This window comes from Ruminococcus sp. (assembly GCF_016283395.1).
In genome coordinates, this window is sequence record NZ_JAEEMU010000043.1 from 1 (window position 1) to 16,058 (window position 16,058).

Consider the following 16,058-nt stretch of genomic DNA (forward strand, 5'->3'; position numbering starts at 1 on the left):
ATTACGGAGTCAGTTCTTTGTTTAATTTAATATGCCATAAGGGGCTTTCTTGTACTGTACGTACAAAATGGTTCAGTTCATAATGGGGAAGCCTAGCTGTTTGTATGGAGTTCATGTCGCATTAAATGAGCCTTTTAAGATCTATTACATATACAGGATTGCAGTTGGGAATAGTTAATCTATGTGTAACTGACGAAGGAACAGAATATGACTGTATATCCAGAGTATTTGCTCCAAGATACGGTCTGAACGAGGATCCCGTGACTGGTTTAACTCATTGCATGATAGCTCCGTACTGGTGCAAACGACTGAACAAATCTCACATCACAGCTTTCCAAGCTTCTTCTCGTACAGGTATTCTGTACTGTGACTGTGCAGGAGATAAAGTCATTATCTCCGGAAAAGCTGCACTCTTCTCAATAAATGACATTGTTGGATTATGATATTAACTGCACCGCCTTCGGGCGGTGCTTTCTTTTTACTGTTCTTGAAAGAGATTGGAATGTGTTGTACAATATGCTATAACTGAAAAGGATGTAAATGATTATAATGTAAGCCTTTATAACTCCAAATGCAATATAATAGGGGGGCATTGTGCCCGATAAATTTCCATTTTTGATAATACATCAAACAGCTATAGATATAAAAAAGGTCTCTCCGAAAGGGGAGGCAGCTATTTGGTGCTGTTTACGTTAATTAGAATCACAAATATCTGGAAAGATACTGCTGCTGTGACCAACTGATTGAGAATACAATTGAGTTCAATTGACAAAATCGTAGCTATATTATATAATCTATTACATAAGTATTTCTGCACCTATTGCAACAGGAGATAAAATATGAAAAACTATAAAAAAGTAATTGCAATTATTGTATCAATGGCAGTTTTGACAGGCACAGCTTCTTCATGTGCCGTATCCAAGAAAAAAGTATCATTAAGCAGTGATGAAACTATTTCAGCAGCAGTTGATCCTGTGAGTCTTAAGGAGCTTCCGAGAGGAGAGTATGAGGTCTATGAGGCGGACTATTTAAATGGTATTGAGAATATCTCAAATATCACGCCCTTGAACAATAACCGTTTCCTTATAAGCTCGGATACATCAGGATATGGTGATGCGGCTACTCAGAAGCTGTATATCGCTGATGATGATAAGCGCACCGTTACCGAGATAACTCCCAATCTTGGCTTGGGCAAAACAGCCTATTATTCCGCACTCGGAACAACAACTGAAGAAATATTCATTACAGTGATCGAACCAAAATACACTTTTGGAAAAGATCCCGGTCACGCTTCTGAAGAAAACTCTGAGCAGGATCATCTTGATCATCTATTCAGTAAGGCGAAAGATGTGGATTACAAGCTTTTTGAACTGAATACAAGAGGCGAAATCATATCTGAAAACAATATAGATATCGGATTTGATAAGAAAGATCCTGTAACATGGCTGTTATGTGATGACTGCTGGGATAATGAGCTCGTTATAACAGCAATCGCGGTAAAAAACAACATAAGCACCGCTTCATATTATATCGTGGATAAACAAGGCAAAATAAAGGGACAGATCGAAAACTACATTCCTTATTACGGTCCTTCTGTCAAAAAAGTGACCTCAGATGATAAACTGTGTTTTGTCGGCGTCAATTACACATCTGATGAACCGAAGGACGTACTGTATTTCTATTCCAGAAATGATAATGGCTACCCTTTGTTTGATAACACCAGTGTCAAAATTGAAAATTTCGGCTGTGAAACAAGATCTGGCTGTATAGAAAAGGGTACCTTTGGTCACGGAAATGACCTGCTGTACCTGAGTTCGGGTATCGGACTCTTTGCATTTGATAAGGACAGGAAGTACGAAAATGTTATAAACTATATCGACATGATACCTTCGACCGAAGAAATACGATCTGTTGTCGTTCTTGACAATAACAGCGTTCTGGTACTTGGAAAGATATTCGATGACGAATACAAAAATATATTGTACAAATTCAGAAGCGTAAACGAGTGACAAGCCAATTGAACGTACAGCAATCCGTGAAAACGTAAAGTGCTAAAGATTAAATAATAATACGAAAAATGATGCTTATTCAGCGATTCTGTTTTTACGATGCAAGTACCGATGTTCTCAATACTGACACGAGAAGCAGCGGGTACCGTAAGAGATATACACGGCCGTATGCCGCTTATACTGGATAAGGAGAATATACTTGACTGGATACGACCTAATGGCAATCCCAGTACTATAGTTGAGAAGGCACTGTCCAATATGGTATTCGAGAGAGCAGTTGATTATCCTCAGTTTCCACCTGAGACCATTACAGCATGAGGAGTCGGCAATGCCGACTCCGATTCATTTCAAAAGGGTGTCGTTCATATTTGCAATATGTCAAAAAACGAAAAAGCATTTGTGTGAAATAGTTTTTTGTATTTCAATAGACCACGATATATTGCCACTATATTCCTTGCTCATATTCCCTGAGCTGACGGTAGAAAGTGTTAGAACGCAAGTCCATTTCCTTCTGAATCACCACAGCCCTACAGCAGATAATGCTTGACTTTCCTGACAAAAAATACTATAATCATTATATAAAGCAAAGGTGCTGCGGTATTTACCGTATGCACCTTTTTTGTATTGGAGGAAAAATATGAACAAAAGACCTGTTATAGGCGTTATACCTCTTTTCGACTACAATAAAACCAGCTATTGGATGCTTCCCGGGTATTTCGGCGGGATAATTGAAGCAGGAGGTCTGCCTGTTATGCTTCCTCTGACGAGCGACAGTGCTGATATCGAACAGATAACATCTATGTGTGACGGCTTTCTGTTCACGGGAGGTCAGGACGTTGATCCAAAGCTGTACTCCGCAAGAAAAACAGGTGCCTGTGGCGAGTGCAGTCCCGAGCGCGACGTTATGGAGGAACTGCTTCTAAAGCGGGCAATGGAAGCTGATAAACCCATACTCGGCATATGCCGCGGCATACAGTTCATAAACGCCGCACTTGGCGGAACTCTGTGGCAGGATATACCCTCCCAGTTCTCCGATAGTGTGCCGCATTGCCAGAAGCCGCCGTACGATATCCCTGTACATGAAGTGAATATAGAATCAGATTCACCACTGTATGATCTTCTGAAAACAGATACCCTTCCTGTGAACAGCTATCATCATCAGGGAATATGCAAACTTTCTACTGCACTTTTACCTATGGCAAAAGCGCCCGACGGACTTATCGAAGCCGTTTACGCTCCAGAGCGAAAGTTCCTCTGGGCAGTACAATGGCACCCCGAATTTTCTTATCTCAAAGACGAAAACAGTCGCCTTATCTTCAAGGAATTTGTTGCTCACTGTTAATCTATAAGATCGTTCTGGAAACGTGATAAGTGCTCGAAAGGCAGGATCTGCCGACCTCTGAACAATCCGCAGCCGTCGTTTATGAGCTGATTGTTTATAGCCTTGAACATATTCACATCTATATCCGCGAGCTCCAGCTCCTGTAATTTCGTTAGGCGTTCGTATGCTTCATCAAAATAAATACACTCGCTAACAGGTATCTCATCGCGTTTGGTGCGTCTTGCTTCCTGCAATTTCTCATAGCCGAAGTGATTTGCATCGCCTATCTCCGCAAAGTCGTCCATATCCTTTGTACGGAGCTGCAATTCCGTATAGCAGCGTGCAAGATTGTCGTAAAAGGTTATGTGTATGGACTGATAGCCTGTACTTCTGGGAAATGACACATAGTCGCGGTAATACGGTCTAACAGCCTCTTTGAGCTTGTCAGAATACCTGTCCTCAGTGAAGCCCGAAAGCTCTGCGGTGAACCCTCTCTCCTCAAGAAATTCGGGTACCACATCGGCAATTTCATAGAGGTATTTCTTCTCAATCTCACTTCTTTCATCTCCGTTTTTGATGTGACAGGAGGGCATCGAAATAACTATGCGATACGCGATAAGGTCGCGGAAGCATATGAGCTTGCTCTTTATTTCGGCTTCTGACGGAAATTCGCCATTATTCTTGTAATACTTGTAAATGTATTCAAGGATATAACCGTTGAATTTTTCCTCGGCGCGGATAAGGGACTTTATACGTCCCTTGAAAGTGAATGCAAGGAAGGGATATTCCCTTGTCATGTATTTGTAAAACTCCTTTATCCTCTGGGACTGAGAGGTCAGGAAGTCGTTGTGTTCAAGCAATTCAATAATCTGTATCAGGAAATTGGAATGTGCAAGGTCGATACTGTTGTGCGTTGACTTTGCACTGTTTCGCAGGTCATTTGAATACTGATGCAGTATTTTCAGCACCGTATTTCCCGAAAACAGATAGTCGTTCAAAGTTATCATTTCACTTTTCCCCGTTCTTTACTGTTGTCGTCGTTGTTGTTGAAGTAGTCGTGTTGCTTGCAGTGAATGTTGTCGAAACAGTCGATGAATTCTCCGTCGTTTCACTGCTGCCGCTCACGGTCATCGTTGTTATGGTTTTACCGTCGGGAGATATGACAGTTTTGGTTTCTGAAAATTCCTTTTTCATGGTTCTTCTCCTTATACTTGAATCGGATATTCGGGCGGATGATATCCGCCCCTACCTGATTATTTTGAAGCAGACAGTGTTTGAATTTATAAGTGGATCGTGATATTCAAAATATACCGTTCCTGAAACAGGACTCCTTATCTCTGACACTATCTCACCTTCGAACGGATCGGATATTACTCCAAGAACATCACCGCGCTCAACCCGCTTGCCAATGTCAATAAGGCTCTTGAAAATGCCCGAAGCTTCCGAGCGTATCTGCTTCGTTTTGCTCTCGTCGATTATTTTTGTGATGTACCCCGGGGGAGTATTTGCACTGATTATGCCCTGCTTATCAAGGAAGCGCAGGATCGCATAAACCGCTTCATCTGCGGCGTTTTCATCAATATCATCGGTAGCATTTGCGTATACTGAAAACGCCTTTGTTTCCCACACCTGCCAGTTGTAGTTCAGAGTAGTCGTATCATAGGGACGGGGCTTGCGAAGTATGCCGAATTGCAGTCCGAAGTCCTTCATCAAATCAGGCTGCATAAAGCCTGTATCCATCATTTTAACGTGGGGCAGGAAATTTCCCACCTGATAAAAGCTGGCAAGCTGTATGCCGTATTCGTAGCCCTGTATCTTCGAGAAAAGCCCGTCTGCGATACGCTGTGTAGTCTCGCCCTGCTCGTAGCCCGGGAACATTCTGTTTATGTCGGTATTATCCATTGCCCAGAAGCGCTTGCCGATATTCATTGAGTAGTAATTCACGCAAGGAATGACCATTATCTCGCAGTCCTCGGCGATACGTCCCTTTGCTTCGAGCTTTTTGAGCTCCTGCACCATGCGGCTGCAAACGTACATCTGCTGTACTTCATTTCCGCGCATTGCTCCCACTATTGCCGCAGACTTTTTTCCGTGACCGAAACGGAATCCGATAACGTCAAGCTGTTCACGGTATGGCGACTTCATTGAAAAAAGCACCCTTCTCTTCATTCCTCTGCACCTCCCTCAGACGGCTGCAATATTCTCGCAAGGAGCGAGCCACCGTAAACTACGGGATATTCCCGCAGCGTAAAAATCATACCGCTGCACACAGCCTCCACCTTTTCAACGACATTCGATGTCAGCGGATCGACCACATCACCGATATGGTCGCCTTCATTTACAGTATCGCCGAAGTCGGCACAGGGCACAAAAATGCCTGCCGCATCGGAGTTCACAAAGCCAACTTCACGCCCCTCAGAAACTATAGGCTCGCGTACGGTGGCTGTTTCGCCGCTCCACATTCCCAGCTCTTTCATAAGATTGAGTATGCCGTCAAAGAGCTGTCGGCAGTATTCCTTAGTTATACGCATACCCACGCCCATTTCAACTACAAGAGTTTTCGTTCCTCTTGTGTTGAGGGTATGAGCGAGGGTAGATTCAAGAACTGTTGCGGACTCGTGTATCCATACGAAGTCCACGTTCATCATTTTTGCGTATGGAAGAAGTGCAGGAGCAGTGGGAACACTCATGCGTATCTGGGGTATCTCTTTCAGGAAGATATTGCTCGAATGAATGTCCACGCACACATCAGAACCTGCAATATCGTCAACTATGGAAGCACATATCATTTCTATCATCGTGCCGTCCTTAGAGCCTGGGAAAACGCGGTTCATATCAAGGTCGAACAGGGGGACTCCGCGTGTTATTGAGTCGATACCCATAGGATTGAGTGCAGGGTAAATGTCCACGATACCGTCGAGATGGCCGATGTTCTCATTGAGATAAGAGCCTATCATATATGCGAGGTACTGACCTTCAAGCTCATCGCCATGTGTACCTGTCACAAGACTCAGACGCTTCCTGCTTTTGCCGTTTGCAATGCGCCGCTTCTGGATATTCAAGTTTTCATTGACCGCAAGAGATGCAGTCGCTATAGTTTCTATCATAGTTATCATTTTTATCACTCCTCTCGGGCGGATAGTATCCGCCCATTCTCACTTCATATGCGGTCAGCTCAGGACCGAACGCACCAATTGCATCTGCTGGGTATATCTCCCGAACATCACACCTCTGTCGATAGCGCAGTCACGGAAGTCGCGTCCCATTGAAATAACGAGATAATCGTCGTTGACGGGACAATTATTTGCAGGATCAATACCCTCCCAGTGATCTCCAGTCCAGTATTCCACCCACGAATGAGTTTCGCCGTCACAAAACGCAAGACCTGCGATATATCGTGCAGGTATACCGTCCATTCTCAGCAGTGAAATGAGTATATGGGAGAAGTCCTGACAAACTCCGCTCCGCAGAGCAAATGCTTCTGCGGCAGTTGTTGCGGTAGTGGTCGTTCCTTTTTTGTACTCTATGATGTCGGAGAGGATATCACTGAAATATGCAGCCTTTTCGGAAGCGTCGCCCATATACTTGTCTTTCAGCTCGACATAGAATTTTTTTAGTTCATCATCGGGTTCAGTATACTCTGACTGATACCGATAACAGGGCATTAGAAATGTACTGTGCTTTGAGGAGTCAACTTCTGCCGTTCCCTTAATCTCAAAATCGAGAAAGCGGTGATCGCCCTGTATATAGCCTGCGGTGACGTTGTTTCCGAATGCGTCAACAGTCTGCTTAGTAGTGACGCCGGGCGAAATATTGAGACTGCATGAAAGTATCTTCTGCGACTCCGTATCAGGCGGGATTATCCTGAGTGCAAAGCTGTGATCGTGGACGTAATCATCGAATGTTAGCTTCGTAGAGAAGCTGAAATTAAGCGTTTTCATACTGTTACCTCCAGTGGTTCAAAAAGATGTTCAAGACAGCCTATCACTTTTTCTGAGTTCTGTTTGTATCCCTCCTCATTTTCCATTATTTTCACAAGCTCCGAATAATTCGCTGTATTATATCGGTAAGGCGTTCCCTTCGGAGCCCTTTCAAGATTTTTCATAAGGCGTATGTACTCTTTCTGTGTAGTATCAAAGGGATATGCCATTCTGATGTACAGATCAAGGCGTTCGATGGTTTTCCCGATGTAAATAATATTTCTTATCTCGTCATTGTAGATATACTCGTTCAGACAGCCCCAGAATGCATAAAGCTGATCCTCCAGAGGAAGTAGGGACAGTCTCGTATTTTTGGATAATTCGGACTTTGCAAGGCTGTCCTTGGCAAGCTGCAAAAACGACAGGCTGTGGGTGGATATCTCCTCGCGGAGAACTATGCCGTTATCATATGCCCGTTCCAGACTGTATGCAACAGAATTGGCGTTGCTACCGTCGTAGAGGAAGCTGTTTATAAAGGCTTCATTGCTGCCGTAGATATCGTAAAGTCCGAAGCATTTCAGATAATCGGCATACCCTTTGCTCTTGTCCAGCATTTTGTCGTAGAGCTTCTGTATTGTCCGCAGAGTGGTAAATGCCCTTTCCGTGTAGCGTCCCAGCCAGTAAAGTCGGTCGCTGTGTTCTTTTGATATTGTTGTCATAATACTCCTTTCCTATTTAAGCACCCATGTATCCTTGAATCCGCCTCCCTGTGAGGAATTCACCACAAATGAATCTGGATTACGCGAGAATCTTGTAAGTCCCGAAGCCCATACTCTCGTTGTTTCTCCAGAGAGCACGAATGCTCGCAGGTCAGCCTTTCGCATTACGGTATCGCCGTTATCCAGTATCGGCAGGTCGAGAAAATCTATGACTTCCTGTGCGATAAAGCGTCTCGGCTCTGCAATGATAGTTCTGCGGAACTCTTCAAGCTTTTCCTTTGTAAGCTCTCTTCCGAATACCACTCCGTAGCCTCCTGCCTCCGCAACGTCCTTAATGACCAGCTTTTCAAGATTATCCATAACATATTTCATGTCCTCCTCGTAAAACGGCAGATATGTGGGAGCGTTTTTCAGTATGGGTTCTTCGCCGAGGTAATATTCTATCATCTTCGGTACGAAATAGTATATGCCCTTGTCGTCGGCAACTCCGTTGCCCGGAGCATTGATTATACCAACATTTCCGCTGCGGTATACTTCCATAAGATTAGGTATGCCGATAAGAGACTCGGGCAGGAAGTTCAGCGGATCAAGATACTCATCGGCTATACGCCTGTACAGCACTCCAATCCTTGTTTTGCCGCCCGAATATGTACGGTGATACAGTATATTGTCCTCAACAAAAAGCTCGTCGTTCTGCACGAGGACTGAGCCTGTATGCTCTGCGAGGTATGAATGCTCAAAGTACGCAGCGTTGTAACGTCCTGGGGTGAGAATTGCTCTTATGCCGCCGCAGTTAGTGTACTCCATTGTTTCTTTCAGAAGCTGTGCGTAGTTGCGGTTGTCCACTATCTCATTCTCCGAGAAAGCCTTGGGAGCGGCGATCCTTGTGAGTTCTCTTGCTATAAGCGGATAAGAAGCTCCCGATGGTATTCTGAGATTATCCTCAAGAATATACCATTCTCCATCCTTAGCCTGTACAAGGTCGATACCCGAAATATGGCTGTAAATGCGGTTTGGGGGAGTTATTCCCTCGCACTGTGCAAGATAGCCCTTTGAGATATAAATGAAATTCTCAGGTATAATACCGTCACTTACGATATTTTTTTCGTGATAAATATCAAAAAGGAACTCATTCAGGGCGTTTACACGCTGAACAAGTCCCTTTTCAATACTCTTGAAATCTTCTGACACTATCACTCGCGGGATAGGATCGAAAGGAAAGAATTGCTCGTTAAAAACACCGTTTTTGTATATTCCGAATTTTACGCCGTAGCGTCTGAGAAGTTCATTTATCTCGTTTGCATTGCCCACTGCCTTTGTAAACTGCTCAATATTCTGCTGTGTCATTGTTATCACTCCATTCCTTAGCAAATAAAATAAGGGTGCTCATCCATGCGGATAAGCACCCTTGCTTGCTTTATTACACCCTTATGATACCACACCCGAAACGAATTGTCAATAGTCTGACAAAGCTTTGCGTGTCAAAAATTCCCATGGGATCTGCATATTTTTTTGAGCTTTTTCACAGTGGCATTTCCGCCGCCGTCGTTGATATATACATCATATTTACCGCGTATGCTGCCGAATGTAACTGCCTTTTCCGCACCTGTATGCTCTTTCAGCTTTGACATCATATTCTCCTTTGAAGCCAACGGCGAAAAAACTTTAAGGTACATAAAACCCTCGTATTCGGAGTCGGAAAAGCTTATCCTCGCACTTACTCCCAGCTTCTGACGAAGTCTCCTTTCAAGCAGGAATATATCTATCTTCTCTGCAAGGACTGTAATGTACAAAATACGCTCATTGTCGTCTTTTCGACGGTATTCCGAGCTGATATAGTTCCTGTAAGCCGAATGGCTGTGTGTTTCAAAAAGGTTCTTTTCGGCAGGATTACGGAATTCTCCATAGTATATCAGCAGAGTAGTGTCAAGCATGGTGTTCACAAAACAGTTCAGTCCGCACTCTGAGATGATCCTTTCAGCTTCTTCCGAAACACTGTTTGAAAGATAGGTCATTTCAAGATATTTCTTTTCCTTAATGTCATATATCGCCGCACCGTCCATAACTATCACGGGAAGCTTTAATTCCGTACCATTCATTATCGACATAAGCTCGGCTGGAGTACGGGTAGTTGAGACGGTGAATTTCACACCGCTGCGGATAAGCCTGTTAAGTTCTACTTTGCTGTAATTCGAGGACGGTGAGATGAGTACATCATCAATTCCGCTGACATATAGAGTAGTTTTATCAGTTCTGACAGGCAGTCGGAAGTCGTTCACAGCTACACCGATGATTATTCCGATGAAAGTATCAATGACTCTGTTGAGTACAAAAAGATACGGATCAGCGTCAAATGAATGAGTGAGCGCAATGCTCAGAAACACAACACAGGAGAAAAAAGAAGCGTTCCTCTTATTCGTGACAACAGTCGTATATATCACAGGTATTATGAAAATACTTGCGGAAATATATACAAACTCGGGTATGACCAGATCAAGTCTGCGGAACATCAACAGGAATAAAAGTCCGTAGACTGCACCTGTAAGCGTACCCACGGAGCGCTGAAATGCATTGTTCTTTGTGGTGTCTGAATAGGGCTGTATGCACCATAAAGCAGCCAATGCTCCGTAAAAAGGTATGCCGTTTTCAACGGGCAGAAATGTCCTTATGAAATACACCGCCATACATAGCCCGACTGCTATTGATGATTTTACTATTCTTGCGCCTATGGGCGGAAATGTCAGTTTCAAAATACTCACTCCAATAGAAAAGTGCCTACCCTTACGGATAAGCACCATTGCTCAGATTGTAATCAAAAGATGTTCATTCCTGATGTCGTTGAAGAGCTCGCATTTGCAGCGGCTCACGTCATAGACATGGATAACATCGTCAAGTCCGCTGTTTTCGTCGATATCTTCAAGCATATTCCGCAGTCCTTTCAGCTTTTCGGGTGCGAAATGCAGAGTTTTGCTGTTGTTGAACACTGCTGTGTAGAGTATCTCCGCTTCGACTAAGTCTTGAAAGATATGACTGCCGTAGGAAAGCTCGGGGTTGTAGCCTGCACGGGCTTCTTCCATTTCGCACACAACGTCAAATTCGCTTATATCGGCAAATGTTGTAGGTACACCAAGCTCGGGAGAGGAAGTTCCAACTCTGCCAGGCACCATGAGCATCATGTGTTTTCCGCTGCTGCGGTAAGTCCAGTTTATCCTGCCTATCATTTTCGCTACGGTATTTTTCTCGCTGTAAGGCATATTGTAGTACACAACGGGATCAACGTACACGATAATATCCAGCTTTGAGGCTTTGGAAAGTCCCATTGAAGCTCCCTTGCTTTCGAGGAGGATATGCTCCTGCGGTATATTATCGGGAACAGCGACTCCCGACTTGTCTTTAAGCACCTGCAACGGTCTGCACTGCAGTAGGTCAATAGAGTATTCGCCGCTGTCGGAAACGTTTATGGTGAACTCAGTATCAACAGGGTATTCGTACTCGTCCTGTATACAGCGCAGCATTCTCTGCATCTGTGACATAAGAGTCTTATTGCTGACAAGTCCCTTGCAGGATATGAATGTCGAGGACACTCTCCGTCCCATTTCGCGCAGTCTGCTCTCTGCATCGAAGTCGTGTTCGAGAAGTATATTTTGCAGATACTCAGGCATTTCGGGCTCTATCTCCCTGAGGGGCAGACGTTCAAGGTCGTGTATCGAAGTATTGATGACTTCCACCTTTCCCTGCGAGAACCTGTGCCTGTCCGCATAAGTTGAATACACTGTCTTTTCGGGCATATCAAGGCTTACGAGCCGAGGGTACGAGCCCTCTGTCCTGTCAACGGCAGACGTACCGAGCCCCATTACAAGGCGTAACATTCCTGCGGACTGGTCGGAGCTTTTCAGAAAGCTGTAGGGGCTGTAGGAATAGCCGACTCCTGCTGCACAGGGCATATAGTACGCACCGTAGTAAGAGCCCGACACACGCTGTATCAGCAGCGACATCTGCTCATCACGCTTGTCAAGTCCGCGGCGTTTGCGGTAGTCCAGAGCGGAAAGGCTCATAGTACTTGCGTAGACAGTCTTGATAGCCTTTTCAAATTCTTCCATTCTCTCCTCGGGAGTTCCCCTGTTGGCGCAGAATACTGACTCATACTTGCCTGCAAATGCGTTTCCGAAGCCGTCCTCAAGTATACTGCTTGAACGGACTATATACGGATCCTGTCCGTAGTATTCGATTATACGATTGAGCTGTTCGCGCATCTCATCGGAAAACCTGCCGCTCATGAGCTGCTTTGCAAATTCATCTGCAAGGGCGAAATATCCCTCCTCAGTGCGCTGTTTGATACGCATATCCCAGAAATTATTGTCAACGATGTAGGTATAGTAAACGTCAGAGCCTACATAGAATGAATCATGCGGTTCGAGAACTTCGTTTATATCAGGCTCGGTGTTGCGGATAATAGCTCTCGCAAGTAGCATACCGCAGGCTTTTCCGCCTATCATTCCCGTGCCTATCATGTGGTCGCGGACGCTGAAATAGTCCTCGGGACGAAAATGCTTTTTGACCATCTGACGCATTTTCGCGTCTCTTGTCATCATTATATTGCACATATTACTGCACTGCTCGGTAATATCGACTCCGTTTTCATACAGCACTTTCGCTTTCTTGAAAGACCTGTCCCACGAGTCCATGAACTGCTCGTCTGCCGAACGCTGTGCATTGCCGAGGACCTGATAGAAACGGCTGGACTTTACGCCGTCAAGTATCGGTCTGAATCGTCCGCTTTCTGGTTCATAAGTGTGGGGCAGGAACATGGTGTCGGAGTTTCTGTTCCATACCTTTTCGGGACGGACATACACGTTTTTCTTGTCCGAGTAAACATCAAGGAAAAGCTGAGTGGTATCAAGTATCTTGTTTATGGCATGAACGGAGTGTTTTCCCCTGATTATCGGAAAAAATGCAACTGTATCGAGTATGAACAGGAACGGGCAGGTGACACGGAAAAAGTTGCCCATCATAAGGTCTGTTGCCCACATAGCCTGCAATTCCGAAAGGCAGTCGAATATGTAAAAAGCGTCTCTGCCTGCCTTTTCTATCTCGTTGTGTATGTCAACGGTAAATGTCTCAAATCTGTGGGACAGCGGCACTTCTATGGTCTTTACCTCGGGACAGTTATCCACAAGGGGCTCGTGACTTGCAAAGCGAAAATATATAATCTTTCTGCCGTCAGTGATAGCCTGTCTGAGATAGGGCTCCATAAACAGACGAAACTCCGAGAGCTCCGAAACTCTCCATACAACGTTGTCGCCGAGCCTTATATTATCAAGTGCAGTGTCCATTTCGGGTATTCCCGATAATACTCTGTCAAATGCAGCCATAAAAGCACCTCCCGTACAAACAAAAAACGGTGCTGAAATATCAGCACCGTTGCTCTTTACTTGCATTATATCATACTCGTTTTATTCTGTCAAGTTTTCCTTGACAATTTCTTTTGTCTGATATATAATTATGTCAGACAAGCAAAGGCGCTGCATTGAGGCTGCTTCCATTAACGAAAAAGTGGGTTACCGAGCCTGAATTATGGACTCGGTAATTTTATGCCACGATTTCGCTGGAGGAGGCTCTCCTCTCGCAGTGCCTTTTTACTTTTTGGAGGGATACTATGAAGGACGGATTTATAAAAATAGCCTGTGCGACGCCCGATGTTAAAGTTGCGGATTGTCAGTACAATGCCGACAGGATAATTGAGCTCATCAATGAAGCTCACAGCAAGGGTGTTAAGATAATATGCTTTCCCGAACTTTCCATTACTGGCTATACCTGCGGCGACCTGTTCTTGCAGGACGCACTGCTGAGCTCGGCAAAAAAAGAACTGGTCAGGATAATAAAAGAGACAGAAAAGCTGGATATAGTTTCACTTATCGGCGTGCCCCTTGCTGTCTGCGGAAAACTGTACAACTGCGCTGTCATCATAAACATAGGCAAAGCCGTCGGTGCTGTTGCAAAGAAGAATATCCCGAATTACAGCGAGTTTTATGAAGTCAGACATTTTACCGCTGCCCATGACGTTCTCTGTGCAGATGTGGAGCTCGATGATGAGTATTCCGTTCATCTTGAAGAAACTGTTTTCACTTGCAGGGAACTGCCCGAACTCACTTTTGGAGTCGAGATATGCGAGGATATGTGGGTAAGCTCTCCGCCGTCGGAGCGTCTCGCTGCCTCAGGTGGGGTTATCATATTCAATCTGTCTGCAAGTGATGAAGTCATAGGCAAAGCGGACTACCGCAGAACACTTGTCAAAGCACATTCGGGTTCTCTTGCCTGCGCCTACGCCTACGCCGATTCTGGCATAGGTGAATCCACGCAGGATATGGTATTTGCAGGACATAATATAATAGCGGAAAACGGTTCTGTTTTAGCTGAGTCCAAGGCTTTTTCAAGCGGACTGACGATTGCTGATATTGACATAAAAAAGCTGAACTATGAGCGCAGAAGAATAAATTCTTTTTTGGCTTCTCCAAGTATTGATACAGCATATTTTTCTCTTGATGTTTCTGAGACAGTCCTTGACAGGACTTTTCCGAGAACTCCATTCGTGCCCTCCGATAAAAAGGCTCTCGACAGCAGGTGTGAGGAGATACTCACCATGCAGGCTGTGGGACTTATGACACGCCTGCGTCATATCGGCTGCAAAACGGCAGTGCTCGGACTTTCGGGCGGACTTGATTCAACTCTTGCGCTAATCGTTACTGTTCACGCATTCGATATGCTCGGACTTGACAGGAGCGATATCCATACCATAACCATGCCATGCTTCGGAACTACCGACAGAACGTACAATAACGCCTGCTCTCTTGCAAAGGCTTATGGTGCTACGCTGACCGAAATAAACATTTGCAGCAGTGTGACGCAGCATTTTGCCGACATAGGACAATCTCCCGAGGTGCATGATGTTACATACGAGAACTCACAGGCAAGGGAACGCACTCAGGTGCTTATGGATAAAGCTAATCAGCTTGGTGGTATAGTAATCGGTACAGGTGACCTTTCGGAGCTTGCACTTGGCTGGGCTACCTACAACGGCGACCATATGTCAATGTACGCAGTAAATTCGTCCATACCGAAAACCCTTGTGCGCTGGCTTGTAAACTATGAAGCAGAAATATCGGACGGTGAGCTGAAAAAAGTCCTGTTCGATATACTTGATACCCCCGTAAGTCCTGAGCTCCTTCCGCCAGATAAAAACGGCACTATATCGCAGAAGACAGAGGATATCGTCGGACCGTATGAGCTTCACGATTTCTTCATGTATTATATGCTGAGATACGGATTTTCTCCGTCAAAGATATTCCGTATCGCCTGTCTCGCATTCGCAGAAACATATCCTAAAGAAGTTATAATGAAATGGCTGAAAACATTCTACAGGCGTTTCTTCACACAGCAGTTCAAACGCTCATGCCTGCCCGATGGTCCCAAGGTCGGAACCGTTACTATGTCCCCCCGCGGAGACTGGCGTATGCCAAGCGATGCTTCTGCTAATATTTGGCTGAAAGAATTGGATAACATTGAACGATAACATGATCTATTTGCTCCCCAAACGAACCTGTATTCGGCTGTGAGAGCCTTATTGTTTTATTCAGATAAACACATTAACGTGAATATCACGCCAGTTTAGTATCCTACGCTTAGTAGACTTCGCGTAAAGGTATTCTTTAGCATCGTCCAGATTCAGCGTAAAATAGCCAATCTGAGTATATTTTGGAATTACTTTCCTTCGTTGATTGCAGCCTGTGTCACAATCAGTGAAAAATGAAGTATCGGATAATATCACCAGCTAATATTTTCCTACAGTTTTAAGATTTTTTCTGCAAAGGCAATAAGCGTCAAATCAGCTTTTGTCCTCGAAAAATAGGTACAAAACAGGATCCTATTAAAACACAAGAGACTGCCGAAAAACCGTCAGCGTCGGCTTGTGGTCCCGAAGACCGTGGGTTCGAATCCCATCTCCCACCCTCATGAAATAGGCACTTCTGAGAATTCGGAAGTGCTTTTTTCGTTGTTTTACTAATACTTTCCTAATGTTAATATTTTTAAA

14 protein-coding genes are annotated in these 16,058 nt (G+C 44.6%); 5 read left to right on the forward strand and 9 right to left on the reverse strand.

Features of this window, described 5'->3' with window-relative positions:
* Positions 1–125 precede the first annotated feature (125 nt).
* The 4 genes from QZZ41_RS09870 to QZZ41_RS09885 all read left to right on the forward strand — a co-directional run bounded on the left by QZZ41_RS09870 (position 126) and on the right by QZZ41_RS09885 (position 3,351).
* Entirely contained in the window at positions 126–443 is a 318-nt protein-coding gene (locus QZZ41_RS09870) for a PhzF family phenazine biosynthesis protein (RefSeq protein ID WP_295071221.1), read from the forward strand.
* A gap of 396 nt (positions 444–839) precedes the next feature.
* The gene (locus tag QZZ41_RS09875) at positions 840–2,009 is read left to right on the forward strand and encodes a hypothetical protein (RefSeq protein ID WP_295071225.1); all 1,170 of its coding nucleotides are present in this window, start codon (positions 840–842) and stop codon (positions 2,007–2,009) included.
* 111 nt (positions 2,010–2,120) lie between these two features.
* Positions 2,121–2,327, forward strand: coding sequence for an SOS response-associated peptidase family protein (locus QZZ41_RS09880; protein WP_295071227.1), 207 nt, complete (start codon positions 2,121–2,123; stop codon positions 2,325–2,327).
* A 319-nt stretch (positions 2,328–2,646) separates the two neighbouring features.
* Positions 2,647–3,351, forward strand: coding sequence for a gamma-glutamyl-gamma-aminobutyrate hydrolase family protein (locus QZZ41_RS09885; protein WP_295071230.1), 705 nt, complete (start codon positions 2,647–2,649; stop codon positions 3,349–3,351).
* On the opposite strand, the gene QZZ41_RS09890 is transcribed toward QZZ41_RS09885, so the two are convergent.
* From QZZ41_RS09890 to QZZ41_RS09930, 9 genes are all read right to left on the reverse strand, one after another.
* Positions 3,348–4,337: a guanosine polyphosphate pyrophosphohydrolase gene (locus QZZ41_RS09890; RefSeq protein ID WP_295071233.1), complete on the reverse strand. Its 990-nt coding sequence runs from the start codon at positions 4,335–4,337 to the stop codon at positions 3,348–3,350. The genes QZZ41_RS09885 and QZZ41_RS09890 overlap by 4 nt on opposite strands.
* Before the next feature lies 1 nt (position 4,338).
* Positions 4,339–4,524, reverse strand: a complete 186-nt coding sequence (locus QZZ41_RS09895; RefSeq protein WP_019679427.1) for a hypothetical protein — start codon at positions 4,522–4,524, stop codon at positions 4,339–4,341.
* Between the two features lie 51 nt (positions 4,525–4,575).
* Positions 4,576–5,499, reverse strand: a complete 924-nt coding sequence (locus QZZ41_RS09900; RefSeq protein WP_295071236.1) for a M14 family metallopeptidase — start codon at positions 5,497–5,499, stop codon at positions 4,576–4,578.
* A complete protein-coding gene (locus QZZ41_RS09905; RefSeq protein WP_295071506.1) occupies positions 5,496–6,437 on the reverse strand; it encodes a M14 family metallopeptidase in 942 nt (313 codons plus the stop codon). Before QZZ41_RS09905 ends, QZZ41_RS09900 begins: the two co-directional genes overlap by 4 nt.
* A 63-nt stretch (positions 6,438–6,500) precedes the next feature.
* The gene (locus QZZ41_RS09910; protein WP_295071239.1) at positions 6,501–7,271 is read right to left on the reverse strand and encodes a transglutaminase family protein; all 771 of its coding nucleotides are present in this window, start codon (positions 7,269–7,271) and stop codon (positions 6,501–6,503) included.
* Positions 7,268–7,969, reverse strand: coding sequence for an alpha-E domain-containing protein (locus QZZ41_RS09915; RefSeq protein ID WP_295071242.1), 702 nt, complete (start codon positions 7,967–7,969; stop codon positions 7,268–7,270). Before QZZ41_RS09915 ends, QZZ41_RS09910 begins: the two co-directional genes overlap by 4 nt.
* 12 nt (positions 7,970–7,981) lie before the next feature.
* Positions 7,982–9,316, reverse strand: coding sequence for a circularly permuted type 2 ATP-grasp protein (locus QZZ41_RS09920; RefSeq protein WP_295071245.1), 1,335 nt, complete (start codon positions 9,314–9,316; stop codon positions 7,982–7,984).
* A 134-nt stretch (positions 9,317–9,450) separates the two neighbouring features.
* A complete protein-coding gene (locus QZZ41_RS09925; protein ID WP_295071248.1) occupies positions 9,451–10,719 on the reverse strand; it encodes an HAD hydrolase family protein in 1,269 nt (422 codons plus the stop codon).
* A gap of 51 nt (positions 10,720–10,770) precedes the next feature.
* Positions 10,771–13,341 (reverse strand): PEP/pyruvate-binding domain-containing protein, encoded by a 2,571-nt coding sequence (locus tag QZZ41_RS09930; RefSeq protein WP_295071251.1) that lies wholly within the window; start codon positions 13,339–13,341, stop codon positions 10,771–10,773.
* Between the two features lie 284 nt (positions 13,342–13,625).
* Here QZZ41_RS09930 and QZZ41_RS09935 point away from each other — a divergent pair, with 284 nt between their 5' ends.
* Complete coding sequence (locus QZZ41_RS09935) at positions 13,626–15,539, forward strand: NAD(+) synthase (protein ID WP_295071254.1); 1,914 nt, start codon at positions 13,626–13,628, stop codon at positions 15,537–15,539.
* Positions 15,540–16,058 lie beyond the last annotated feature (519 nt).